This window comes from Candidatus Accumulibacter sp. ACC007 (assembly GCF_907163205.1).
Classification (GTDB): Bacteria; Pseudomonadota; Gammaproteobacteria; order Burkholderiales; family Rhodocyclaceae; genus Accumulibacter; species Accumulibacter regalis.
Genome location: NZ_CAJQUD010000006.1, coordinates 86,511 through 107,798 on the forward strand (window position 1 = coordinate 86,511; position 21,288 = coordinate 107,798).

A 21,288-nucleotide genomic window follows, 5' to 3' on the forward strand; every position below is an offset into this window, starting at 1 on the left:
AACGGGGGAATAATGGCGACCGCAGCGAAACGCACCAGAAAAGCCGAGCCGGAAGTCAAGGAATACGTATTTCTCTGGGAAGGGAAAAACAAGGCTGGCAAGGTCGTTCGCGGCGAGCAGCGCGCCAACAGCCAGAACGTCGTGCGCGCCACGCTTCGGCGGCAGGGGATTCTGGTCAGCAAGGTCACGAAGCAGCGCTTCAAGGGTGGGCGACAGATCACCGAGAAGGACATCACGCTGTTCACGCGCCAGCTGGCGACGATGATGAAATCCGGCGTACCGCTGCTGCAGACCTTTGAAATCGTCGGGCGCGGGCACGACAACCCGTCGGTCGGCAAACTGCTCCTGGACATCAAGGCTGACGTCGAGACCGGCAGTTCCCTGTCGCAAGCGTTCCGCAAGCATCCGCTGCAGTTCGATCAGTTGTACTGCAACCTGGTCGCAGCCGGCGAGCAAGCCGGTATTCTCGAAACGCTCCTCGACCGCCTGGCGAACTACAAGGAGAAAATGCTCGCCATCAAGTCCAAGATCAAGGCAGCACTGTTCTACCCGGTGGCGATCATCGTCGTCGCTTTCATTATCACTGCGGTGATCATGATTTTCGTCATTCCGGCCTTCAAGGAGGTCTTCAAGAGCTTCGGTGCCGATCTGCCCACGCCAACACTGGTGGTAATCGCCATATCGGACTTCTTCATCGACTATTGGTGGGCCATTTTCGGCGGTACCGGTGCCGCCATCTATGGCTTCTTCTATTCCTGGAAACGTTCGGAAAAGATGCAGATGGCTTTCGACCGCCTGTTTCTCCGCTTGCCGATTTTCGGCGACATCATTCGCAAATCGGTGATCGCCCGCTGGACGCGGACGCTGGCCACCATGTTCGCGGCCGGCGTGCCGCTGGTCGAGTCACTGGAATCGGTCGGCGGCGCTGCCGGAAACTACGTTTACAAGGTCGCCACCAGGCAGATCCAGGGTGAGGTCAGCACCGGTACCAGCCTCACTTCGGCGATGCAGAACACCGCACTTTTCCCGAACATGGTCAATCAGATGGTGGCCATCGGCGAGGAGTCCGGCGCCCTCGATTCAATGCTCGGCAAGGTTGCCGATTTCTTCGAGGCCGAGGTGGACGACGCGGTCGAGGCGCTTTCCAGCCTCATGGAGCCGATCATCATGGTCGTTCTCGGCGTCCTGATCGGCGGCATGGTGATTGCCATGTACCTGCCGATCTTCAAACTGGGCGCCGTCGTCGGCTAACCTGGGATCGTGCCCGACCTGCTCCCTGCCGACCTGCCCCCTGCCCTGTTCGCGCTGATCTGCGCCGTGCTCGGGCTGCTGGTTGGCAGCTTTCTCAACGTCGTCATCCACCGCTTGCCGATGATGATGGAACGCGACTGGCGCAACCACTGCGCCGAACTGTGTGGTCAGGACCCACCGCCACACGAACCACTGTCGCTGGCCAGACCCGGCTCGCGCTGCCCTGCGTGCGGACACGCGATTACTGCGCTCGAGAACGTTCCAGTACTGAGCTGGCTGTTTCTCCGTGGCCGCTGTTCGGCGTGCGCGGCACCCATCTCGCCCCGCTACCCACTGGTTGAAGCGACAAGCGGCCTGTTGTCCGCCCTTGCGGCCTTCCATTTCGGCTATGGCTGGGCGGCTGTTGCCGCCATGCTGCTGATATGGAGCCTGATCGCGCTGACCTGCATCGACTTCGACAGCCAGCTGTTGCCCGATGCGATCACGCTGCCACTGCTCTGGGCGGGCCTGCTGTTCAACCTGTTCGGCACCTTTGCCGACCTGCAGTCGGCGGTGATCGGGGCGGTGTGCGGCTATCTTGCCCTGTGGTCGGTCTATTGGGTGTTCAAGCTGACCACCGGCAAGGAGGGCATGGGCTACGGCGACTTCAAGCTGCTCGCCGCGCTCGGCGCCTGGCTCGGCTGGGAGATGCTGCCCCTGACCATCCTGCTCTCGTCGCTGCTTGGCGCAGTGGTCGGCATCGCCTTGATCGCCATTGCCAAGCGCGGACGCAGCGTGCCGATTCCCTTCGGCCCCTACCTGGCGGCCGCTGGCTTGCTGGCACTCTTCTGGGGCAAGCCACTTACGCGCGCCTACCTGAGCCTGCTGTAGCTCTACCGGCCGGCAACAGGGGTCCTTTGCGACGCGCCGGGGACGGGTAAACGACACCTGGGTTCGCGTATAATCGTGCCCTTTCGGGCGCTATCCTGCGTCCTTTGAGGGCTTGTCATGCCGATTTACGCCTATCGCTGCGAAACATGCGGTTTCACGAAGGATCACCTGCAAAAACTCAGTGACGCGGCCTTGAGCATCTGCCCTGAATGCGGCCAGGCCACGTATAGAAAGCAGGTCACGGCTGCCGGCTTCCAGTTGAAAGGCAGCGGCTGGTACGTGACCGATTTCAAGGGGGGCAACAAGGCCCCGTCGACGGCCACCAAGGGATCCGAAAGCAAGGAGGGCCCAGCCGCCGGCGGTACGGCGAGTTCACCGAGTGCGGCAAACTCGACCGGTTCGGAGAAGGCAGGAACTTCGACGAGTCCGGACACTGATAGAAAGCAGGTCACGGCTGCCGGCTTCCAGTTGAAAGGCAGCGGCTGGTACGTGACCGATTTCAAGGGGGGCAACAAGGCCCCGTCGACGGCCACCAAGGGATCCGAAAGCAAGGAGGGCCCAGCCGCCGGCGGTACGGCGAGTTCACCGAGTGCGGCAAACTCGACCGGTTCGGAGAAGGCAGGAACTTCGACGAGTCCGGACACTGCCTCCACCAGCGCGAAGAGCACGCCGGCGGCCAACGGCAAGGAATGAAGCGCTACTTCATTACCGGACTGCTGATCTGGGTGCCGTTGGCCATCACGGCCTGGGTACTGGTGCTGATCGTCGGCACCATGGATCAATCGATGCGCCTGCTGCCGGCGGCGATGCACCCGCGCACGCTCCTCGGCTTCGACATCCCGGGTGCCGGAGCGATCCTGACCCTGCTGATCATCATGATCACCGGCTTGCTGGCGGCCAATTTCATCGGCCAGCGGTTGGTGCTGTGGTGGGAACATCTGCTGGCGCGCATTCCGGTCGTCAATTCGATCTACAACAGCGTCAAACAGGTGTCCGACACCCTCTTCTCGTCGTCCGGCAACGCTTTTCGCAAGGCACTGCTGATCGAGTACCCGCGGCGCGGGGCCTGGACGATCGCTTTCCTCACCGGCACGCCGGGCGCCGATGTGCTTCACCATCTCGACGGTGACTACGTCAGTGTCTACGTGCCGACGACGCCGAACCCGACCTCGGGCTTCTTCCTGATGCTGCCGAGAAGCGACGTCATTGAACTGGACATGAGCGTCGATACGGCGCTGAAGTACGTCATCTCGATGGGCGTTGTGGCGCCACCGGCCAGAAAAGCGGCAGCGTCGAAACAGACCACCGCCGCTACGCCGCCCATCGACCCCAACAATATCTGATACCAGCCACCCGGAAACAGCATGCGAACTCATTATTGCGGACAAGTCAATTCACAGCTCATCGGCCAGGAGGTGAGGCTTTGCGGCTGGGCGCATCGGCGGCGGGACCACGGCGGCGTCATCTTCGTCGACCTCCGCGACCGCGAGGGCCTGGCCCAGATCGTCTGCGACCCCGATCGTCCGGAAATGTTCGCAGCCGCTGAAACGGTGCGCAACGAGTTTTGCCTGCGCATTACAGGCAAGGTCCGCGCCCGTCCCGAAGGTACGGTGAACGCCAACATCGCCAGCGGCGAAGTCGAGATTCTCTGTCACGCAATGGAGATCCTCAACGCTTCGGCAACCCCGCCGTTCCAGCTTGACGAAGAGAACCTGTCGGAAAGCATTCGCCTTCAGCACCGGGTGATCGACCTGCGCCGTCCGCAGATGCAGAAGAACATGCAGCTGCGCTACCAGACGGCACGCGCCTTCCGTCGCTTCCTCGACGACGCCGGCTTCATGGACATCGAAACGCCGATGCTCACCAAGAGCACGCCGGAAGGCGCGCGCGACTATCTGGTGCCGTCGCGCGTTCATCCGGGGCAGTTCTTCGCCCTGCCGCAGTCGCCGCAACTGTTCAAGCAACTGCTGATGGTCGCCGGCTTCGACCGCTACTACCAGATCGTCAAGTGCTTTCGCGACGAGGACCTGCGCGCCGACCGCCAGCCGGAGTTCACCCAGGTCGATATCGAGACGTCGTTCATGGCCGAAGGCGAAATCGTCACGCTCATGGAGGAGCTGATCCGGGCGGTGTTCCGCGAGGTAATGGCCGTCGAACTGCCCAACCCCTTTCCCCGCCTGAGCTACGGCGAGGCGATGGATCGTTACGGTTCGGACAAGCCGGATCTGCGTGTCGATCTCGAACTCGTCGAAGTCACCGACGTGCTCAAGGACGTTTCCTTCAAGGTCTTTGCCGGCGTCGCCAATAGCCCGGGCGGCCGCATTGCTGCCTTGCGCGTTCCCGGCGGCGCCACTCTGACGCGTGGCGAGATCGACGCTTACACCCAGTTCGTCGGCATCTATGGTGCTCGCGGCCTGGCCTATATCAAGGTCAACGATGTTACCCAGCTCAACGAAACCGGCCTGCAATCGCCGATCGTCAAGAACCTGCATGAAGCTGCGCTGAAGGCCATCGTCGAACGCACCGGCGCGCAGTCCGGCGATCTGATTTTCTTCGGCGCCGACAAGAGCAAGGTGGTCAATGACGCACTCGGCGCTCTGCGCGTCAGGATCGGTCACGAAAAGAACTTCCTCAACGGCAATCCATGGGAGCCGGTGTGGATCGTGGACTTCCCGATGTTCGACTTCGACGAAACCGAGCGCCGCTGGACGGCCTGCCACCACCCCTTCACCAGCCCGAAGGACGGCCACCTGGAGCTGCTGCAGAGCGACCCCGGTCGCTGCCTGGCGAAAGCCTACGACCTGGCACTGAACGGTTCCGAGCTGGGTGGCGGCTCGGTGCGTATCCACCAGTCCGAGGTACAGGAAAGAGTCTTCAAGGTACTCGGTATCGGCGACGACGAGGCGCAGCTCAAGTTCGGCTTCCTGCTCGACGCGCTCAAGTACGGTGCGCCACCGCATGGCGGCCTGGCCTTTGGCCTGGATCGCATCGTCGCCATGATGGCCGGCGCCGAGTCGATCCGCGACGTGATCGCTTTTCCGAAAACGCAACGGGCGCAGTGCCTGCTCACCGACGCGCCGAACAGCGTCGACGAGAAGCAGTTACGAGAGCTGCATATCCGCCTGCGCCAGAAAGTCGAAACGCAGGTAGAGGTCGGCAAGGGCTAGCAGTCGTGCTACGCGCCGCTGGGCATTTTCGCCTGCTGCTGGTCGCAGCGCTACTTGCGCTGCTTGGCCTGCTCGGCCCGAGCGGCACCACGCAGGCACGCGAGAGCGCTCCCCTGGCGAGCATCACGCTGGCCGAGCTACCCGCCGAAGCGCTGCACACCTTGCGCCTGATCAAGCAAGGCGGACCATTCCCCTATCCGCACAAGGACGGCAGCAATTTCGGTAATTTCGAAAAGCACCTCCCCTTGCAGCCACGCGCCTACTATCGTGAATACACGGTGCCGACGCCAGGCAGCCGCGACCGCGGTGCGCGGCGCATCGTTGCCGGAGAGGGACGCGGCGGCGATGTCGCCACCTCCGGCGAGTATTACTACACCAGCGATCACTACCGCAGCTTCCGCCGCATCCGCGAATAGTCACGACCCACCATGACACAGAAAGACCTGCAAGCTCTGTTGGAGGATTCACGCCAGGCCGGCATCTACCGTCTTCCGCACGGTGATCGTAGGGCCCTGCGCGAAGCTGCCGAAGCCGCCGGCTTTGCTTGTTTCGAAGCCGATCTCGGCGACTCGGACCAGATCCATGGGGTACTGACCCGGCTCGGCCGCCAGCTCGGCTTCCCCGCATGGTACGGCGGCAACTTCGACGCGCTGAAGGATTGCCTGAGCGATATCTCGTGGCGCGAGGAGTGCGGTTATCTGCTGATCCTGTCGCGAGCCGAAGCCCTGCAGTTCGCGAACGCGAACGCTTTTCGGACACTCAACGAAGTCTTCGCCGCAGCGATCGACGAATGGCGTTCGCAGGGTGTCCCGATGTGGGTTTTCTACGACCTCCAGGCCGACGGGTTGGCAACACTTCCGACCCTGGAATGACGGCCTACAAGCGACCGGTATCGGTCCTGGTTGTGGTCCATACCCCCGACCTGCAGGTGCTGTTGCTTGAGCGTGCCTCGCATGCGGGCTACTGGCAGTCGGTCACCGGCAGCCAGGAAGGCGGCGAGGCGCTGGCCGACACGGCGCTGCGTGAGCTTGCCGAAGAGACGGGCATCAGTGCGCCTCCAGGCGACTTGCACGACTGGCAGATGAGCAACCGCTACGAGATTTTTGCCGAGTGGCGACATCGTTACGCGCCGGGAGTCGTACACAACACCGAGCACGTTTTCTCACTGCAGGTAGCGGCCGTGCGAGCGGTCGTCATTGCTCCCGACGAGCACCTCGACTACTGCTGGCTGCCCTGGCACGAGGCCGCTGCGAAGTGCTTTTCGTGGAGCAACCGCGACGCGCTGCTCATGCTGCCGGAGAGGGTTTCCCCGGCGCGGCGCTGAAGCGCTGCGCCAGGCAGGTCGGGCAAAAACAACGGCCTCCGGCCTCCGGCGCCAACGAAAGCGGCGCTTTCTCCATGCACCAGCAGCTTGCCAGGCCCGCCGCCGCACCACAGACAAAGGACGTGCCGCAAGCGGGGCAGGTACTCGCTTGCGGATCTTCAGGGACCTTCGACATGGCGTTCCTCACTCTCCAGATTCACTCTCATCCGGGGTCTCGCACTTCGATTGGATCGGCCCCCCGCGGCTCATGAACCGATTCTGCGCCGTGCGGTCACCTTGTCAAGCGTGAATGGACTCTGCTCAACGGAGGTTCAGGCAGAGCGATGCAGGAAAGAAGAAAAACACGAGAAAGGTGTAAGCATCGGCCCGTGTGCGGCGACCAAGCGCTATCAGGGGCCATCCACAGGCGTCGCCGGCGCTGATGAGGGCAACGAAGACTACCGCAAAGAGAGGAAATCAGTGATGAATCCGACAGCGAAACCCCTTGCTCTGGCCATCGCTCTAGCCGGTGGCCTGGCACTGCCGATGGCCGCCGCGCACGCAGCCAACCCCTGTAACCCCTGCGCGCCGAAGTCGCAAACCCCCGTTGCAGCGAAGAACCCGTGTGCTGCCAGCAAGCCGAACGACGCTATTGACCGGAAGCTGGTCACCCGCCCGACGAACTACAGGCCGTACGCGGGCACTGCCGGCGAACTCAAGCAGGAAGGCCAGCGCCTGTGGTCCGACAGCAGCCTGTCGACCAACGGCATGTCTTGCAACACCTGCCATCAGTCGAATGGCACGTTCCACGACACTTTCGCGCAGCCCTATCCGCATGCGGTCCAGATGGCCAAAGATCGTGTCGGCATGAAGACCACGCACCTCGACGAAATGGTTCAAATCTGCATGCTCGCTCCCATGGCCGCACAACCACTGGCCTGGAGTTCGCGGGAGCTGGCGGCTCTCGGTGCTTACGCGACCGAAATCCAGAAGACCTTCACGCCGGCCAAGGGAAAGGTACACAACCCCTGCGCCGCCCGTAACCCTTGCGCAGCGAGTAACAACCCCTGCGCGGCAAGAAATCCCTGTGCTGTAAAGAAATAGCGGACGTTCCGCTAGGTTGTGTAAGAAAAAACCACCCAAGGAGACGCCAATGAATACGAAAACCCTGAAGCTTGCTCTCGGCACAGCCGCCCTTGCTCTCGCCGTTCCGTTTGCGCACGCGGCCAATCCCTGCGCCGCCAAGAATCCGTGTACGGCGAAAAACCCCTGCGCAGGAAGATCCGCGGCGACCAAGATGGCCAATCCCTGTGCGGCGAAGGCGGCAAACCCCTGCGCGGCGAAGAATCCGTGCGCAACGAAAAACCCCTGTGCCGCCAAGAATCCTTGCGCGGCGAAGAACCCCTGCGCAGCCAAGAAGATGTGAGCATCGCCTGAGCATGTTTACCTCGGCAGTTGCAACGGGAAGGGTGCTCTTGGCCCTTCCCGTTTTGCTGTTCGTTCTCAACGCCTGTGACAGAAGCGAGACGGTGCTGTCACCAGCCCGCGCAGAACGCAACCCGGGTACCGGGTCCGCGCATGCGACCAGCGCTTTTCTCGAGCGCCACTGGGCGCGTCCACTGCCCGCGCAGGGCAAGGCACCGGAGCAGTTCAGCCCGCTCGAAGCGTCGCTGATGCCCAGCGATTGCGGTAGTTGCCACGCCGAGCAATATCGCGACTGGAAAACAAGTTTGCACGCCCAGGCCATGGGGCCCGGTCTGATGGGGCAATTGCTCGCCATGACGCCGACGGCGCGCGACGAACACCAGGATTGCCTCCGCTGCCACGCACCTCTGGCCGAACAGGCCAATGATCTGCTTGCCGAACTCGCGGCAACCGAACACGCGTCACCAGACGCGGCGCCTTCACCGGCAACCGCTTCTCTGCACCAGCAGGGGGTCGTCTGTGCCGCTTGTCATGTCCGGGCTCATCAACGTTCCGGTCCGCCGCGGCGCGATGGAACAGCACCCGACGCGGCACAGAATGCTACGTTGCCGCACGCCGGCTTCGTCGCCACGGGGGCATTCGAAGATTCCCGCTTCTGCTCTGCCTGCCATCAGTTCCAGCCCCACGAATACGCGCTGAACGGCAAGCTGTTGGAGAACACCCACGACGAATGGAAAGCCTCGCGACACGCCCGGGAAGGCCGCAGCTGCCAATCGTGCCACATGCCCGAACGCCGGCATTTCTGGCGAGGAATTCACGATCCGGAAACGGTCCGCGCTGCCGTCACCTTTTCAGTGGAAGGCGGCGAGTGGACCAATAATGCCATCCGCGCGGCTCTGAGCGTGCGTAATACCGGCGCTGGCCATTACCTGCCGACCTATGTGACACCCAGGCTGGTCGCCGAGATCGAGCAGCTCGACGGCGACGGCCGCAGTCTGCCGGGGACACGTATCGAACAGCTGATTCAACGCCTGGTCCCTCTCGATCTCGGCAGCGAAACCAGCGACACCCGCCTGGCGCCCGACGGCGAGCTACGCCTGGTCTACGAGCGGCCCGTGCATCGCGCCGCCGTGGCACTTGCCTACCGCTTGCGCGTGGAACCTGACGAGTTCTACTCCCGTTTCTACCGTGCGTTGCTTGCCGACGGCGCGGCAGGAAGAGGCCGGGAGCTCATCGGTCAGGCACTCAAACAAGCCGAATCGTCTTCTTTCCTGGCTTTTGAGGAGCGGCGAGTGCTGCCGCAGCGATGAGCCCGCCGACCCCGTCGCAGGGCGTGCGCAGACACCGTCACACGTGGCTTGCGTCTTTTCACTGGACTGCGCTTGGCGGCACAACCAGAAACGTTTTTGAGGAGAAATTACCATGACCATGACCATCACAAACAAGCTCTTAGTGACTCTCGTTCTCGCCGCCCCAGGGCTTGGCGGCAGCGCACTGGCCGCCGGCGGGGACGCTGCGGTCATCGTCGAACTGACGCAGGTCCCCTGCCAGTTCCTGGAGAGCGAGCAGGGCACCAACCACGGCTATCGCAGCACCAAGATCCAGGACTGCGAGGCCATCAATGCCAAGTCTGGCGCCAGCCGCGTGCAAACGGCGAAAACCCTGCAACTCAAGCCGGGCAAGACGATCTTTCGCGTCACCAACAAGGACGTTCCCTACGAACTCGGCTTCTGGTTGCGTGGCCAAGGGATTGCAGGACGGGTCACGCTGCCCAGTGTCTCCGGCGGTGGCCTGCTTACGGGCAAGACGCAGGACTACGTAATCGATCTCCAGCCCGGCGAGTACGTTTATTCGTGCCCGCTGAACCCAACGCCCGACTACCGGCTGGTGGTGAACTGATCCAGCGACGGCTCTGCGTTGCTCGCCGTTCGTAGCAGATCTTGGCATCGATCTATCGCCTGTCTGAGGGCGAACCTTCTCTAGCTTTAGCACTCTCAGACTGCGAGTGCTAAAATACGGGTGATAGCAAGTAAACAGCAAGGAGGAGTGCATCCAAATGACGCAAGCTTTGGCTTTACCAACGATCTCCGCGATTGGCAGCATCGACGCGTATATCCAGGCGGCCAGACAGGTTCCCATGCTGACCGAAGAGCAGGAGTTTGGTCTGGCGACCCGCTTCCGCGAAGAAAGCGATCTCGACGCTGCGCGGCAGTTGGTTCTTTCGCACCTTCGTCTGGTGATTTCCGTTTCTCGCGGCTACCTGGGTTATGGGCTGCCGCATGCGGATTTGATTCAGGAGGGCAATATCGGGCTGATGAAAGCCGTCAAGCGCTTCGATCCGGGGCGCGGAGTTCGGCTGGTTTCGTTTGCCATCCACTGGATCAAAGCCGAGATCCATGAGTACGTGCTCAAGAACTGGCGAATGGTGAAACTGGCAACGACCAAGGCGCAGCGCAAACTGTTTTTCAACCTGCGCAGCATGAAAGCGAACCGCGACGCTCTCGGCCCGGTTCAGGTTGCCGACATCGCCCAACGCCTGAACGTCAAAGCCGACGAGGTCATGGAAATGGACACGCGCCTGTCCGGACACGACACGGCCTTCGACGCGCAGGCTGACGATGACGAGGCCTTCGTGCCTGCGGCCTATCTCGCCGACAACTCCAGCGAACCGGTGCACGTCCTTGAAGGGCGTGCCCGCGACCGACTGCACAGCGACGGCCTGCAGAATGCCCTGGGCAGTCTCGACCCGCGTAGCCGCAGAATTGTCGAAGCGCGCTGGCTGACCGAAGAAAACCCGGCAACCCTGCACGATCTCGCCGGCGAGTTCTCGGTTTCCGCAGAACGGATTCGGCAGATCGAGGTCAAGGCAATGCAGAAGATGCGCGCCAATCTGGCGCCGCTGGTGGCGAATACCTGAGGGTACGCAAAGTCGCGGGTGGAGATGCCACCTGCACGCGGAAAAGCCGGCAATGCCGGCTTTTTTCTTGCCTCAAGAGCAAAGGTTCGTCGACCGTCAGCTCCCCCTTTCCGCCTTGCCTGGCAAAGCCTTTTTCGCGGCTGATGACGGCGCCTTCACCAGGCGGCGCGCCTCGGCGACAACCCTCGCCACGTTGATGGCGAAGAAGTCGTAGAGGTCGGCTGCCGGCGCCGACTCGCCAAAACGGTCGATGCCGACGACGGCACCTTTGCCGCCGACGTACTTCCACCACAGATCGGGATGCCCGGCCTCGATAGCGACGGCCGGAAGCGACGGCGGCAGCACCTGCTGCCGGTACGCCAGCGGCTGCAGATCGAAACGCCGCGTGCACGGCATCGAAACCACGCGTGCGACGATTCCTTCCTCTTCGAGTGCCACCTGCGCGGCCATGGCGATGTTCAACTCGGAACCGGTGCCGATCAGCAGCACGCTCGTTGCGACGCTGTCCGCATCGCCGATGACGTAGCCACCGAGCTTGATGCTGGCGATCTGCGCGGCGCTGCGCGCCAGCGCCGGCAGGTTTTGCCGGGAGAGCAGGAAGCACGAAGGGCCATCCCTTCGTTCAAGGGCAGAAGTCCAGGCGACCGCCGTCTCGACGGCGTCGGCCGGGCGCCACACGTCCAGTCCGGGAATCAAACGCAGGGACGCCGCGTGCTCGATCGGCTGATGCGTCGGGCCGTCCTCGCCGAGGCCGATCGAATCGTGCGTGTAGACCATCAGCTGGCGCAGCTTCATCAGCGCGGCGAGGCGAATTGCGTTCCGTGCGTAATCGGAAAAGACCAGGAAAGTCGCGGTATACGGAATGAAGCCGCCGTGCAGCGCGATGCCGTTGGCGATTGCCGTCATGCCGAACTCGCGCACCCCATAGTTGACGTAGTTGCCGGCCTGTTCGCGGTTGGCCGGGCGCGTGCCGCTCCAGTTGGTCAGATTCGACCCGGTCAGGTCGGCCGATCCACCGAGCAACTCTGGCAGCACAGGGGCCAGCGCTTCGATGACATTCTGCGAAGCCTTGCGCGTGGCGACGGCGCCAGCCTGTGTTGCGCACTGTTTGAGCAACGCCGCGACGTGCCGGCTCCAGTCGGCAGGTAACTCGCCCTGCATGCGACGGGCAAACTCGGCAGCCAACTCCGGGTAGGCGACACGATACGCGGCAAAGCGCAGCTTCCAGTCATTCTCGGCGTCGGCCCCAGAAACGCGCGCGTCCCAGCCAGAACGAACATCAGGAGGGATTTCGAAAGGGGCAAACGGCCATTCGAGCAGGCGGCGCGTGTCGGCAATCTCGGCCACACCCAGCGGCGCCCCGTGCACCTCATGCGTACCGCCCTTGTTCGGCGAGCCAAACCCGATCATGGTCTTGCAGCAGATCAGCGTCGGCCGCCCGGTCTGGGTCCTGGCAATGCGAATCGCTGCCTCGATCGAATCGGCGTCGTGGCCGTCACAATGGGGTACCACCCGCCAGCCGTAGGCCTCGAAACGCTGCGGCGTGTCGTCAGCGAACCACGGCTGTACGCGCCCGTCGATGGAAATGTCGTTGTCGTCGTAGAAAACGATCAACTTCGACAGCGACAGGCGCCCGGCCAACGAACAGGCTTCGTGCGAAACGCCTTCCATCAAGCAACCGTCGCCAATGAAGGCGTAGGTGTAGTGGTCGACGATCTTGTGCGCCGGGCGGTTGAAGGTCTCGCCCATCAGGCGCTCGGCGAGCGCCATGCCGACGGCGTTGGCCAGCCCCTGCCCGAGCGGTCCGGTGGTCGTTTCGACCCCGGCGGTTATCCCGAACTCGGGGTGACCCGGCGTCTTCGAGTGCAGTTGTCGAAAACGCCGCAGCTCGTCGATCGGCAGATCGTAGCCGCTGAGATGCAGCAGCGCGTAGAGGAGCATCGAGCCATGCCCGTTGGAAAGCACGAAACGGTCGCGATCGGACCAGCGCGGATTGGCCGGATTGTGCTTGAGGTGATGACGCCAGAGCACCTCGGCGATGTCGGCCATGCCCATCGGCATCCCGGGATGCCCCGAGTTCGCCGCCTGCACGGCGTCAATGGCGAGGAAGCGCAGCGCGTTGGCGCAGCGGCGGCGTAGCTTGCGGGATGCGGTGGGCACGGAAATCTCCTTCCCTCAGGGCAGGGCAACTGTCCTCGACCAGTGCGGGCGATGACGTTCAGCGCGCACGGCGCTTCTTGTCCATCAACTGCATGATCATCGGCGTAAAAATGATCTGCATCGCCAGACCCATCTTGCCGCCTGGGCAGACGATGATGTTCGGGCGCGACATGAACGAACCATGCAGCATGCTCAGCAGATAGGGGAAATCAATGCCCTGAGGATTGGCAAAACGGATCACCAGCATGCTTTCGTCAGCCTGCGGGATATCCTGCGCAATGAACGGATTCGAGGTATCGACCGTTGGCACGCGCTGGAAATTGACGTGCGTCCTGGAAAACTGCGGGCAAATGTAGTTGATGTACTCAGGCATCCGTCGCAGGATGGTATCGACCACCGCTTCGGTCGAGTAACCGCGCTGCGCCTTGTCGCGATGCAACTTCTGGATCCATTCGAGGTTGATGATCGGGACGACACCGACGCACAGATCGACATGGCGCCCGACGTCAACCGTAGCGGTGCTCGCCGCGCCATGCAGACCTTCGTAGAACAAGAGGTCGGTCCCCGCAGGGAGGTCAGCCCAAGGCGTGAAAGTTCCCGGTGGCGAAGCGTAAAGCTCGGCTTCAAGATCGTCATGCACATAGTGGCGACTCGTGCCACCACCGCTCGCGCCGTACGTTCGGAACAAGGCTTCGAGTTCGGCGAACAAATTGGCTTCGGGTCCGAAGTGACTGAACTGGTGGTCACCGGCAAGCGCCTTCTCGGCCATCTTCTCGCGCATCTCCAGGCGATCGTAACGATGAAAACTGTCGCCCTCGATAATCGCCGCGTTGAGGTTCTCGCGCCGAAAGATGTGCTGGAAAGCCTTGGTCACCGACGTGGTTCCGGCGCCCGAGGAACCGGTAATCGCGATGACGGGGTTCTTGATCGACATTGGGGATTCCTCCTGTAACTAAAGTTGAGCGGTGTCCGCGCGGCTGCCCGATGCTGGGCTCAATCGTCCCGGAACAGGGTGCGCGTCGAGAACAACGGCGAACTGAAGGGCTGATCCTCACCGGTCTCGTGCTCGCGATGGTAGCGTTCGATTCGTTCGACCTCGTCACGCGAACCGAGAATCACCGGCACCCTTTCGTGCAGGCTGGTCGGTTGCACGTCGAGAATGCGCTGGCTGCCGGTTGACGCCAGGCCACCCGCCTGGGCGACGATCATGGCCATCGGATTCGCTTCGTACATCAGGCGCAAGCGACCAGGCCTGGACAGATCCTTGCTGTCCCGCGGATACATGAAAACGCCGCCGCGCATCAGGATGCGATGAACTTCGGCAACCATCGACGCCACCCAGCGCATATTGAAGTCCTTGCCGCGAACGCCGCTCTGCCCGGCCAGACACTCGCTGACGTAGCGCTGCACAGGCGGCTCCCAGAAGCGCTCGTTGGAAGCGTTGATCGCGAACTCGCGCGTTTCCGGCGCGATCACCAGGTTCGGGTGGGTGAGCAGGAATTCGCCTATGTTGCGATCGAGCGTAAAACCATGCGTTCCGTTGCCGACGCTCAGTACGAGCATTGTCGATGGTCCGTAGAGCGCGTAGCCGGCGGCAACCTGCTGCGCGCCCGGTTGCAGAAAATCGACCGCCGTCGGCGCACCGCCACTACAATTCTCGGGGCAGCGCAGGACCGAAAAGATGCTCCCCACCGACAGGTTGACGTCGATATTCGAAGAGCCGTCGAGGGGGTCAAAAACCAGCAGATAGCGGCCACGGGGGTTTTCGGAGGGAATCGGAAAAATATCTTCCATCTCCTCGGAGGCCATCGCCGCCAGGTGGCCACCCCACTCGCAGTGGCGGAGGAAGGCCTGGTTGGCGAGGACGTCGAGCTTCTTCTGCCCTTCGCCCTGGACGTTTTCGCTGCCGGCATCACCCAGCAGGTCGGCCAGCGAACCACGCGAGACGCCCTGGGCAATGGCCTTGCAGGAACGAACGATGTCGCTCATGAGCATTGAAAAATCACCGACCAGCGACGGATTGCGGCGCTGCTCTTCGATCAGGAACTTGTTTACGTTGGTACGTCCGCATAGCATGGCGGTACTCCGGAAGATGAAATCTTGGCTGGTCGATCAGCGATGCCCCGATTCTAGCCGCCTGATAGAAAAACTCTAGTTAAAGCTATTGTCTATTTTGTTTAATAAAAACTAACCGATGAGAAACGCGACTATCCGTCAGCTGCAGATTTTTTCGGTCGCCGCCAGCCACCTCTCGTTTGCGCGGGCTGCCGAGAGTCTGCATCTGACGCACGCGGCCATCTCGCTGCAAATCAAGCAGCTGGAGGAAGTCTGTGGGACCCTGCTCTTCGAACGCATCGGCAAGCGCGTCTTTCTGACCGAGGCGGGTGAGATCCTGCTCGAACACGCGCGCCAGATCCTGCAGTCGCTGAAAGAGGCCGACGAAGCGCTACTGGCGCTGAAAGGTCTGAAAGGCGGACGCATCGCCGTCGCCGTCGCCAGTACGGCCGAGTATTTCGCGCCGGGGCTGCTGGCACAGTTTCGCAAGACGCACGCCGACGTACGTATCCGCCTGCTCATCGACAACCGCGACACGGTCTTTCGCCTGCTCGCCAGCAACGAGGTGGATCTGGCGATCATGGGCCGGCCGCCGCCGGCCCTCGACGCCACGGCGGTGGCCTTCGCGCCGCACCCGCTGGTGATCGTCGCCGCTGCCGACCATCCCCTGACCCGGCGGCCAAGTGTCGCCGTCGAAGACCTGGCCAGTGAAATGCTGATCGTTCGCGAGACGGGATCAGGCACACGCTCGGCGATGGAGGAGTTCTTTCACGAGCGTTCGATCAAGCCGCGCATCGGCATGGAGATGGGCAGCAATGAAGCCATCAAGCAGGCGGTCGTCGCCGGCCTGGGGATCAGCTTCCTTTCCCAGCACACGCTCGGACTCGAACTCAGCGCTGGGCGCCTGAGCGTCCTGAAGGTCGAGGGAACGCCGGTGATGCGCCGCTGGCACATCGTCCGCCACAAGAGCAAGCACCTGACGCCAGCGCTGGCCGCCTTCTGGGACTTCGTGCTGGAATTCGCGCCCGCCTACCTGCGCAAGCTGGTCTGACGATTCGGTCGCCAAGGCGATCGCCGACACGCGCGACCAGCACGCCAGCGGCATGGATCAGGCAAAGCCGGTGCGCGTGGTGGCTGCCGGTGTCGGCAGGTGAGACGGCTGCAGGCGACGCAGCGGGAAAACGATCCTGGCAATACAGCCGCACGCCGCTTCACGACCCGCGTCGCCGGTCTTCGGGCGCAGGCTGGCTGCCGCCTGATGGACCTCAGCAATTTCGCGAACGATGGCCAGGCCCAGGCCGCTCCCCTCGCCATCGCTGCCGTCGGCCCGATAAAAGCGGTCGAAGACCTTGTGTGAATCGTCGTCGGAAATTCCGCTGCCGCTGTCTTCGATTTCGAGGAGAGCAAAGTCGCCCTGCCCGAATACCCGCGCCGTCACCCGCCCTCCGGCGGGCGTATAGCGCAGGGCATTGTCGAGCAGGTTGTTGATCATCTCGCGCAACAGAAAGGCGTTGCCGACAATCGGCACCACGCCGGCCGGTTCGTAACCCAGATCGATGCGTTTCTCGAGCGCCTGCACAACCCAGGTTTCGACGATTTCGCGCAGCAACTGCTCAAGGTCGAGCGGCACCAGCGTTTGCTGCGAATGGCCGCTCGCCTCGGCGCGCGCCAGCGCCAACAACTGGTCGACCAGGTGCGAGGCGCGATCGACGCCGGTGAGAATCTGACTCAGCGCGTGCCGCAACTCGCCCGGGTCACGCTCACCCATGGCCAGCTGCGCTTGCGTCTTCAGGCCGGTCAGCGGCGTTCGCATCTGGTGCGCGGCGTTGGCGATGAACCGGCGCTGTGCTTCGACGTTGTTCTGCATTCGCGCCAGCATCGAATTGAAAGCTTCGGTCAGCGGTCGCAGTTCCTCGGGGACGCGGCTCAGCGAAATTGGCGAGAGGTCTGCTTCGCGACGCGCTTCGATGCGGTTACGCAAACGGGTCAGCGGACGCAGTCCCTGCGACAGCCCGAACCAGACCAGCACTACCGCCAAAGGGATAATCACGAACTGCGGCAGGATCACGCTGGCAATGATCTTGTTCGCCAACTGGGAACGCTTTTCAGTCGTTTCGCCGACCTCGATCAGAACGCGACGCGTCGGCGAGCTGGGGCTGGCGAAGACATACGTATAAGCGACGCGCAGCGTCTGGCCGCGGTACTCGTCATCGCGGAAATGAACCTCGCCGGACTCGACGCTCCCCAGGCTGGCAGGCAAGGGCGGCACCGGCAGTTCCGGGTCTCCGACAACCAGGGTGCCGTCAGCGTCAAGGAGGTGAAAATAGACGTTGTCGATCTCGTCGGAACGCAGAAAAAGCTGCGCCAGGCCGGGCATTGCCAGCTGCGGACGCCCGTCGGCGAAGGTAATCTGGCGCGATATCGCCGCCACATGTTCGCGCAGCGACTGATCATAGGGGAAGCTGGCAACACTGTTGGCAAAGTAGTGGGTGAAAGCGATGCTGATCGGCCACACGAAGAGGAGGGGTGCAAGCATCCAGTCCAGAATCTCGCCGAACAGCGAGCGCTGGACGTCAGGGTCTCGTTTCTTCCGCAGGTTTCTCAAGATAGTATCCGAGGCCACGCACGGTCGTGATATTGACACCTGTCGCTTCGAGCTTCTTGCGCAAGCGATGGATATAGACCTCGATCGCATTGTGGCTCACTTCCTCGCCCCAGCCACAGAGGTGATCGACCAGCTGGTCCTTGCTGACCAGCCGCTTGGTGCGCGAGAGGAGAATCTCCAGCAGGCCGAGCTCGCGTGCGGAAAGGTCGAGCATCTCACCATCGACCATCGCGCAGCGGTCGGTCTGGTCAAAGGTCAGCAAACCACACTGGATGAGACGTGCCGTCCCTGACGAGCGACGACTCAGCGCACGCACACGCGCCTCCAGCTCCGGCAGTTCGAACGGCTTGGCCATGTAGTCGTCGGCACCGAGGTCAAGCCCTTTGACGCGGTCGTCAATGCCGTCAAGCGCGGTCAGGATCAATACCGGGGTGCTCGACTTGCGAGCACGCAGCCGCCGCAGCACGTCCAGCCCGGGCAACTTTGGCAGGCCGAGATCGAGAATCACCAGATCGTAGACGTTGGTCATCAAAGCCGTATCGGCGTCGATTCCCGTATAGGCGCAGTCGACTGCGTAGCCCGCCTTGCGCAGCGAGCGGCTAAGGCCATCGGCAATGATTCGGTCGTCTTCAGCAAGAAGAATGCGCATGGATCTCGGTTCGTTGCCTGGCGTACGTAAGCTGCCTGTAAGCCCCCGCTTTTAGGCTACGCACGCTGTTCTCCATTTCATGGTCTTGGGAGTTCTGGTTGCGACCGGAACTTGGGGAGTGTCCGGGTACTGCACTGGACACTCCCCACCATTTTTCGCGGACCCTGCCGCGGCGCCGAAACCACCATCGTGCCACTGGACGGGCGGCCGCCGGGGACACTGTGGCCCCGCTGTCCGTGCGAGTGTAACAAAAAACCCTCTCCTGTCGTGGCCTTCCGAAGGTCCTGCCGAAGTCTTGACGGGTGGCCAGCGGCCTCGCCTCGCCGCCTGCGATTCAGGCCTTGCCGCGCTTGAGCCAGGTCTCTGCCAGTCGTACCCAGTAACTGATTCCGAGCGGCAGGATTTCGTCGTTGAAGTCGTAGTGGGGATTGTGCAGGGTGCAGCCGCCGCTGCCGGGACCGTTGCCCAGCCAGACGTAACAACCCGGCTTCTCGGCCAGCATGTAGGCGAAGTCTTCGGCGCCCATCGACGGCAGCTCATCGACCCGCAGTTTGTCGGCGCCGAGCAAATCCCTCACCACCTGACGACAGACCTCGCTTTCTGCAGCGCTATTGACCGTTGCCGGATAGCGGTGGTCGAAGCGCACCGAGATCTGCGCACCAAAGGCGCTGGCCATGCCGGTGCACAGACGCTCGACGGCGCGCTCGACCAGCACCTGTGTTTCGCCATTGAAGCTGCGGATCGTGCCACGCAGGACGGCATCGTCGGGAATGATGTTCCACGCCTCACCGCCGTGCATCTGAGTGACGCTGACGACGGCCGACTCGCAAGGGTGGACGTTGCGCGCCACGACGGTCTGCAAGGCGAGCACCAACTGGCTGCTGACGACCAGCGTGTCGACGCCCTGATGCGGCATCGCGGCATGGCAACCGTGCCCACGCACCCAGATCTCGAAGGCGCAAGTCCCGGCCATCACCGGCCCCGGCATAACCGCCATTTCGCCAACCGGGATTCCGGGCCAGTTGTGCAGGCCAAACACGGCGTCCATCGGAAACTTCTCGAACAGTCCGTCGGCAATCATCACCGCAGCCCCTCCCTCCGACTCCTCGGCAGGCTGGAAGATGAAATGCACGCTGCCGTCAAAATCGAGCTCGTCGACGTGCCCGGCCATGTAGCGCGCGGCGCCGAGCAGCATCGCCGTATGGCCGTCGTGACCACAGGCGTGCATCAGGCCTGCGGCGGTCGAGCGGTGCGAAAAGTCGTTCTTCTCGAGCAGCGGCAGCGCATCCATGTCGGCGCGCAGGCCAATCGCCCGCTCGCTGCTGCCTTTGCGCAGCGTCGCCACGACGCCCGTCTGCGCCAGCCCGCGATGAACCTGCAAGCCGTAGCTGCTCAGCTCGCGCACGACCAGATCGGCGGTGCGCAACTCATTGAAAGCAAGCTCCGGGTGAGCGTGAATGTCGCGCCGAATGGCCGCCAGCTCGTCGAGAAAGGGGATATCAAAAAGACTCATGAGCCTGCCCAGACAAATTGGAAGATCGAGTGTATGCCAGACTGGCTTGCTCGTGGCGGCGCGCACCGTTATCCTTGCTCACATGCATCTCGTTCTCATTAGCGGCCTCTCCGGTTCCGGCAAATCGATCGCCCTCAAAGTACTGGAGGACGCTGACTACTATTGTGTGGACAACCTGCCCTCCCAGTTGTTGCCGCAACTGGTTGCGCAACTCGATGAGCAGGGCTATCACAAGGTCGGCGTGGTGATCGACAGTCGCGGCGGCGACAGCGTCGCCAAGCTACCGCCGCAGCTCGACGCCCTGCGCGGCGGGGATCTCGAACTGCAGCTGCTGTTTCTCGACGCGCAGGACGACACGCTGGTCAAGCGCTACTCGGAAACGCGGCGCCGGCACCCGCTGGCCAGCGATCGGCTGACCCTCACCGAAGCCATTGCCGAGGAACGTGTCCACCTGGCCGGCCTGTCCGCCATCGCGCACCACATGGATACCAGCGTCCTCAAGCCCAGCTCGCTGCGCGAGTGGGTGCGCCAGTTTGTCGCCACCGACGACGACGCCGATCCCCGCCACGGGCTGGCACTGCTGTTCGAATCCTTTGGCTTCAAGAACGGCATTCCGCTTGACGCCGATCTGGTGTTCGACGTACGTTGCCTGCCCAATCCGTACTACGAAGTCAACCTGCGCGCGCTGACCGGCCGTGACGTGCAGGTCGTTTCCTTTCTCGAAGCTGAACCCGAAGTCCTGCGCATGCGCAACGACATTGCCGGCTTCGTTCGTGCCTGGCTACCGGCGTACGTTCGCGACAGTCGCAATTACCTGACCGTGGCCATCGGCTGCACCGGCGGGCAGCACCGCTCGGTGTACCTCGCCGAGCGTTTGGGACGTGAATTCCGCAGCAGTGCCCGGGTACTGGTTCGGCACCGTGAATTGGCGCCGCCGCCGATGGCCGCTCTCGACATCCCGTAATGCTCTGGCTCGGGCTGTTCAAGCCCGGCGACTGGCTGACCGTGGCGCTGGGCCTGGCCCTCTGCGCTACCGCTTTCCCGCTCGCCTGGCAGGCCGGCACTGCTGAAAAAGCGATCGTCCGGCGTGGCGGCGAAATCTTCTCGGAGCTCGACCTGTCGCGCAATCGCCGTATCGATGTCCCAGGCCCCTTGGGCGTCACGACGGTGGTCGTCGAGCAGCGTCGGGTGCGCATCGCTGCGGATCCTGGCCCACGCCAGTACTGCGTGCGCCAGGGCTGGCTATCGCGGCCCGGAGAGATCGCCATCTGCGCTCCGAACCAGGTCAGTGTCGAAGTGCAGGGAAACAGGCAGACTTACGATTCGCTGTCCTACTGAATGCGGAGCGCCATGGCCGCTGGTGTGTGACGAAT

22 protein-coding genes and 1 pseudogene are annotated in these 21,288 nt (G+C 62.8%); 16 read left to right on the forward strand and 7 right to left on the reverse strand.

Annotated elements, in window-relative coordinates; genetic code table 11:
- The first annotated feature begins 12 nt into the window (after positions 1-12).
- The 8 genes and pseudogenes from QZ634_RS14245 (at position 13) to nudB (ending at position 6,612) form a co-directional block, all read left to right on the forward strand.
- A complete protein-coding gene (locus QZ634_RS14245) occupies positions 13-1,251 on the forward strand; it encodes a type II secretion system F family protein (RefSeq protein WP_291989427.1) in 1,239 nt (412 codons plus the stop codon).
- An 18-nt stretch (positions 1,252-1,269) separates the two neighbouring features.
- Entirely contained in the window at positions 1,270-2,121 is an 852-nt protein-coding gene (locus QZ634_RS14250; protein ID WP_291989950.1) for an A24 family peptidase, read from the forward strand.
- Between the two features lie 117 nt (positions 2,122-2,238).
- Positions 2,239-2,550: pseudogene (locus QZ634_RS14255) on the forward strand (FmdB family zinc ribbon protein); the annotation flags it as partial.
- Between the two features lie 260 nt (positions 2,551-2,810).
- Positions 2,811-3,464, forward strand: coding sequence for a DUF502 domain-containing protein (locus tag QZ634_RS14260; RefSeq protein WP_291989429.1), 654 nt, complete (start codon positions 2,811-2,813; stop codon positions 3,462-3,464).
- Between the two features lie 21 nt (positions 3,465-3,485).
- A complete protein-coding gene (gene aspS, locus QZ634_RS14265) occupies positions 3,486-5,288 on the forward strand; it encodes an aspartate--tRNA ligase (protein WP_291989431.1) in 1,803 nt (600 codons plus the stop codon).
- Between the two features lie 68 nt (positions 5,289-5,356).
- Positions 5,357-5,704: a ribonuclease domain-containing protein gene (locus QZ634_RS14270; RefSeq protein WP_291989952.1), complete on the forward strand. Its 348-nt coding sequence runs from the start codon at positions 5,357-5,359 to the stop codon at positions 5,702-5,704.
- Between the two features lie 12 nt (positions 5,705-5,716).
- Positions 5,717-6,160: a barstar family protein gene (locus tag QZ634_RS14275; protein WP_291989433.1), complete on the forward strand. Its 444-nt coding sequence runs from the start codon at positions 5,717-5,719 to the stop codon at positions 6,158-6,160.
- Positions 6,157-6,612 (forward strand): dihydroneopterin triphosphate diphosphatase, encoded by a 456-nt coding sequence (gene nudB / locus QZ634_RS14280; protein WP_291989435.1) that lies wholly within the window; start codon positions 6,157-6,159, stop codon positions 6,610-6,612. The genes QZ634_RS14275 and nudB overlap by 4 nt, the downstream gene beginning before the upstream one ends.
- On the opposite strand, the gene QZ634_RS14285 is transcribed toward nudB, so the two are convergent.
- Complete coding sequence (locus QZ634_RS14285; RefSeq protein ID WP_291989437.1) at positions 6,575-6,787, reverse strand: cysteine-rich CWC family protein; 213 nt, start codon at positions 6,785-6,787, stop codon at positions 6,575-6,577. The two genes, nudB and QZ634_RS14285, sit on opposite strands and share 38 nt — an antisense overlap.
- A gap of 287 nt (positions 6,788-7,074) precedes the next feature.
- Here QZ634_RS14285 and QZ634_RS14290 point away from each other — a divergent pair, with 287 nt between their 5' ends.
- The 5 genes from QZ634_RS14290 to rpoH all read left to right on the forward strand — a co-directional run bounded on the left by QZ634_RS14290 (position 7,075) and on the right by rpoH (position 10,933).
- On the forward strand, positions 7,075-7,695 hold the full coding sequence (locus QZ634_RS14290; RefSeq protein ID WP_291989439.1) for a cytochrome C peroxidase: 621 nt from the start codon (positions 7,075-7,077) through the stop codon (positions 7,693-7,695).
- 49 nt (positions 7,696-7,744) lie between these two features.
- Positions 7,745-8,017 (forward strand): hypothetical protein, encoded by a 273-nt coding sequence (locus tag QZ634_RS14295; RefSeq protein ID WP_291989441.1) that lies wholly within the window; start codon positions 7,745-7,747, stop codon positions 8,015-8,017.
- Between the two features lie 49 nt (positions 8,018-8,066).
- On the forward strand, positions 8,067-9,326 hold the full coding sequence (locus QZ634_RS14300) for a multiheme c-type cytochrome (RefSeq protein ID WP_291989442.1): 1,260 nt from the start codon (positions 8,067-8,069) through the stop codon (positions 9,324-9,326).
- Between the two features lie 112 nt (positions 9,327-9,438).
- Positions 9,439-9,915, forward strand: coding sequence for a hypothetical protein (locus QZ634_RS14305; RefSeq protein ID WP_291989444.1), 477 nt, complete (start codon positions 9,439-9,441; stop codon positions 9,913-9,915).
- Between the two features lie 157 nt (positions 9,916-10,072).
- Positions 10,073-10,933, forward strand: a complete 861-nt coding sequence (gene rpoH / locus QZ634_RS14310) for an RNA polymerase sigma factor RpoH (RefSeq protein ID WP_291989446.1) — start codon at positions 10,073-10,075, stop codon at positions 10,931-10,933.
- A 96-nt stretch (positions 10,934-11,029) separates the two neighbouring features.
- On the opposite strand, the gene tkt is transcribed toward rpoH, so the two are convergent.
- The 3 genes from tkt to QZ634_RS14325 are packed head-to-tail and all read right to left on the reverse strand — an operon-like array spanning position 11,030 to position 15,169.
- Complete coding sequence (tkt, locus tag QZ634_RS14315; RefSeq protein WP_291989448.1) at positions 11,030-13,093, reverse strand: transketolase; 2,064 nt, start codon at positions 13,091-13,093, stop codon at positions 11,030-11,032.
- Positions 13,094-13,151: 58 nt separating this feature from the next.
- Entirely contained in the window at positions 13,152-14,027 is an 876-nt protein-coding gene (locus tag QZ634_RS14320; RefSeq protein ID WP_291989450.1) for a phosphoribulokinase, read from the reverse strand.
- 59 nt (positions 14,028-14,086) lie between these two features.
- A complete protein-coding gene (locus tag QZ634_RS14325; RefSeq protein WP_043567968.1) occupies positions 14,087-15,169 on the reverse strand; it encodes a class 1 fructose-bisphosphatase in 1,083 nt (360 codons plus the stop codon).
- Between the two features lie 118 nt (positions 15,170-15,287).
- On the opposite strand from QZ634_RS14325, the gene QZ634_RS14330 reads away from it, so the two are divergent.
- Positions 15,288-16,199, forward strand: coding sequence for a LysR substrate-binding domain-containing protein (locus tag QZ634_RS14330; RefSeq protein WP_291989452.1), 912 nt, complete (start codon positions 15,288-15,290; stop codon positions 16,197-16,199).
- Positions 16,200-16,256: 57 nt separating this feature from the next.
- Here QZ634_RS14330 and QZ634_RS14335 read toward each other — a convergent pair whose 3' ends face one another.
- The 3 genes from QZ634_RS14335 to QZ634_RS14345 form a co-directional block, all read right to left on the reverse strand.
- Positions 16,257-17,753: a sensor histidine kinase gene (locus QZ634_RS14335; protein ID WP_291989455.1), complete on the reverse strand. Its 1,497-nt coding sequence runs from the start codon at positions 17,751-17,753 to the stop codon at positions 16,257-16,259.
- On the reverse strand, positions 17,722-18,402 hold the full coding sequence (locus QZ634_RS14340; RefSeq protein WP_043567974.1) for a response regulator transcription factor: 681 nt from the start codon (positions 18,400-18,402) through the stop codon (positions 17,722-17,724). The genes QZ634_RS14335 and QZ634_RS14340 overlap by 32 nt, the downstream gene beginning before the upstream one ends.
- A gap of 334 nt (positions 18,403-18,736) precedes the next feature.
- A complete protein-coding gene (locus QZ634_RS14345) occupies positions 18,737-19,915 on the reverse strand; it encodes a M20 aminoacylase family protein (RefSeq protein ID WP_291989457.1) in 1,179 nt (392 codons plus the stop codon).
- A gap of 82 nt (positions 19,916-19,997) precedes the next feature.
- Here QZ634_RS14345 and rapZ point away from each other — a divergent pair, with 82 nt between their 5' ends.
- Complete coding sequence (gene rapZ / locus QZ634_RS14350; protein WP_291989459.1) at positions 19,998-20,879, forward strand: RNase adapter RapZ; 882 nt, start codon at positions 19,998-20,000, stop codon at positions 20,877-20,879.
- Positions 20,879-21,253 carry a NusG domain II-containing protein gene (locus QZ634_RS14355; protein ID WP_291989461.1) on the forward strand — a complete coding sequence of 125 codons (375 nt, stop codon included), beginning with the start codon at positions 20,879-20,881 and terminating at the stop codon, positions 21,251-21,253. Before rapZ ends, QZ634_RS14355 begins: the two co-directional genes overlap by 1 nt.
- The last annotated feature ends 35 nt before the right edge of the window (positions 21,254-21,288 follow it).

Bases quoted from the DNA above. Each gene is read 5' to 3' on its own strand.
- QZ634_RS14330 (WP_291989452.1), top strand. From the start codon at position 15,288: ATGAGAAACGCGACTATCCGTCAGCTGCAGATTTTTTCGGTCGCCGCC.
- QZ634_RS14285 (WP_291989437.1), bottom strand. From the start codon at position 6,787: ATGTCGAAGGTCCCTGAAGATCCGCAAGCGAGTACCTGCCCCGCTTGC.
- QZ634_RS14305 (WP_291989444.1), top strand. From the start codon at position 9,439: ATGACCATGACCATCACAAACAAGCTCTTAGTGACTCTCGTTCTCGCC.
- QZ634_RS14340 (WP_043567974.1), bottom strand. From the start codon at position 18,402: ATGCGCATTCTTCTTGCTGAAGACGACCGAATCATTGCCGATGGCCTT.
- QZ634_RS14275 (WP_291989433.1), top strand. From the start codon at position 5,717: ATGACACAGAAAGACCTGCAAGCTCTGTTGGAGGATTCACGCCAGGCC.
- nudB (WP_291989435.1), top strand. From the start codon at position 6,157: ATGACGGCCTACAAGCGACCGGTATCGGTCCTGGTTGTGGTCCATACC.
- rpoH (WP_291989446.1), top strand. From the start codon at position 10,073: ATGACGCAAGCTTTGGCTTTACCAACGATCTCCGCGATTGGCAGCATC.
- QZ634_RS14355 (WP_291989461.1), top strand. From the start codon at position 20,879: ATGCTCTGGCTCGGGCTGTTCAAGCCCGGCGACTGGCTGACCGTGGCG.
- QZ634_RS14290 (WP_291989439.1), top strand. From the start codon at position 7,075: ATGAATCCGACAGCGAAACCCCTTGCTCTGGCCATCGCTCTAGCCGGT.
- QZ634_RS14245 (WP_291989427.1), top strand. From the start codon at position 13: ATGGCGACCGCAGCGAAACGCACCAGAAAAGCCGAGCCGGAAGTCAAG.
- QZ634_RS14345 (WP_291989457.1), bottom strand. From the start codon at position 19,915: ATGAGTCTTTTTGATATCCCCTTTCTCGACGAGCTGGCGGCCATTCGG.
- QZ634_RS14295 (WP_291989441.1), top strand. From the start codon at position 7,745: ATGAATACGAAAACCCTGAAGCTTGCTCTCGGCACAGCCGCCCTTGCT.
- aspS (WP_291989431.1), top strand. From the start codon at position 3,486: ATGCGAACTCATTATTGCGGACAAGTCAATTCACAGCTCATCGGCCAG.
- rapZ (WP_291989459.1), top strand. From the start codon at position 19,998: ATGCATCTCGTTCTCATTAGCGGCCTCTCCGGTTCCGGCAAATCGATC.
- QZ634_RS14320 (WP_291989450.1), bottom strand. From the start codon at position 14,027: ATGTCGATCAAGAACCCCGTCATCGCGATTACCGGTTCCTCGGGCGCC.
- QZ634_RS14325 (WP_043567968.1), bottom strand. From the start codon at position 15,169: ATGCTATGCGGACGTACCAACGTAAACAAGTTCCTGATCGAAGAGCAG.
- QZ634_RS14260 (WP_291989429.1), top strand. From the start codon at position 2,811: ATGAAGCGCTACTTCATTACCGGACTGCTGATCTGGGTGCCGTTGGCC.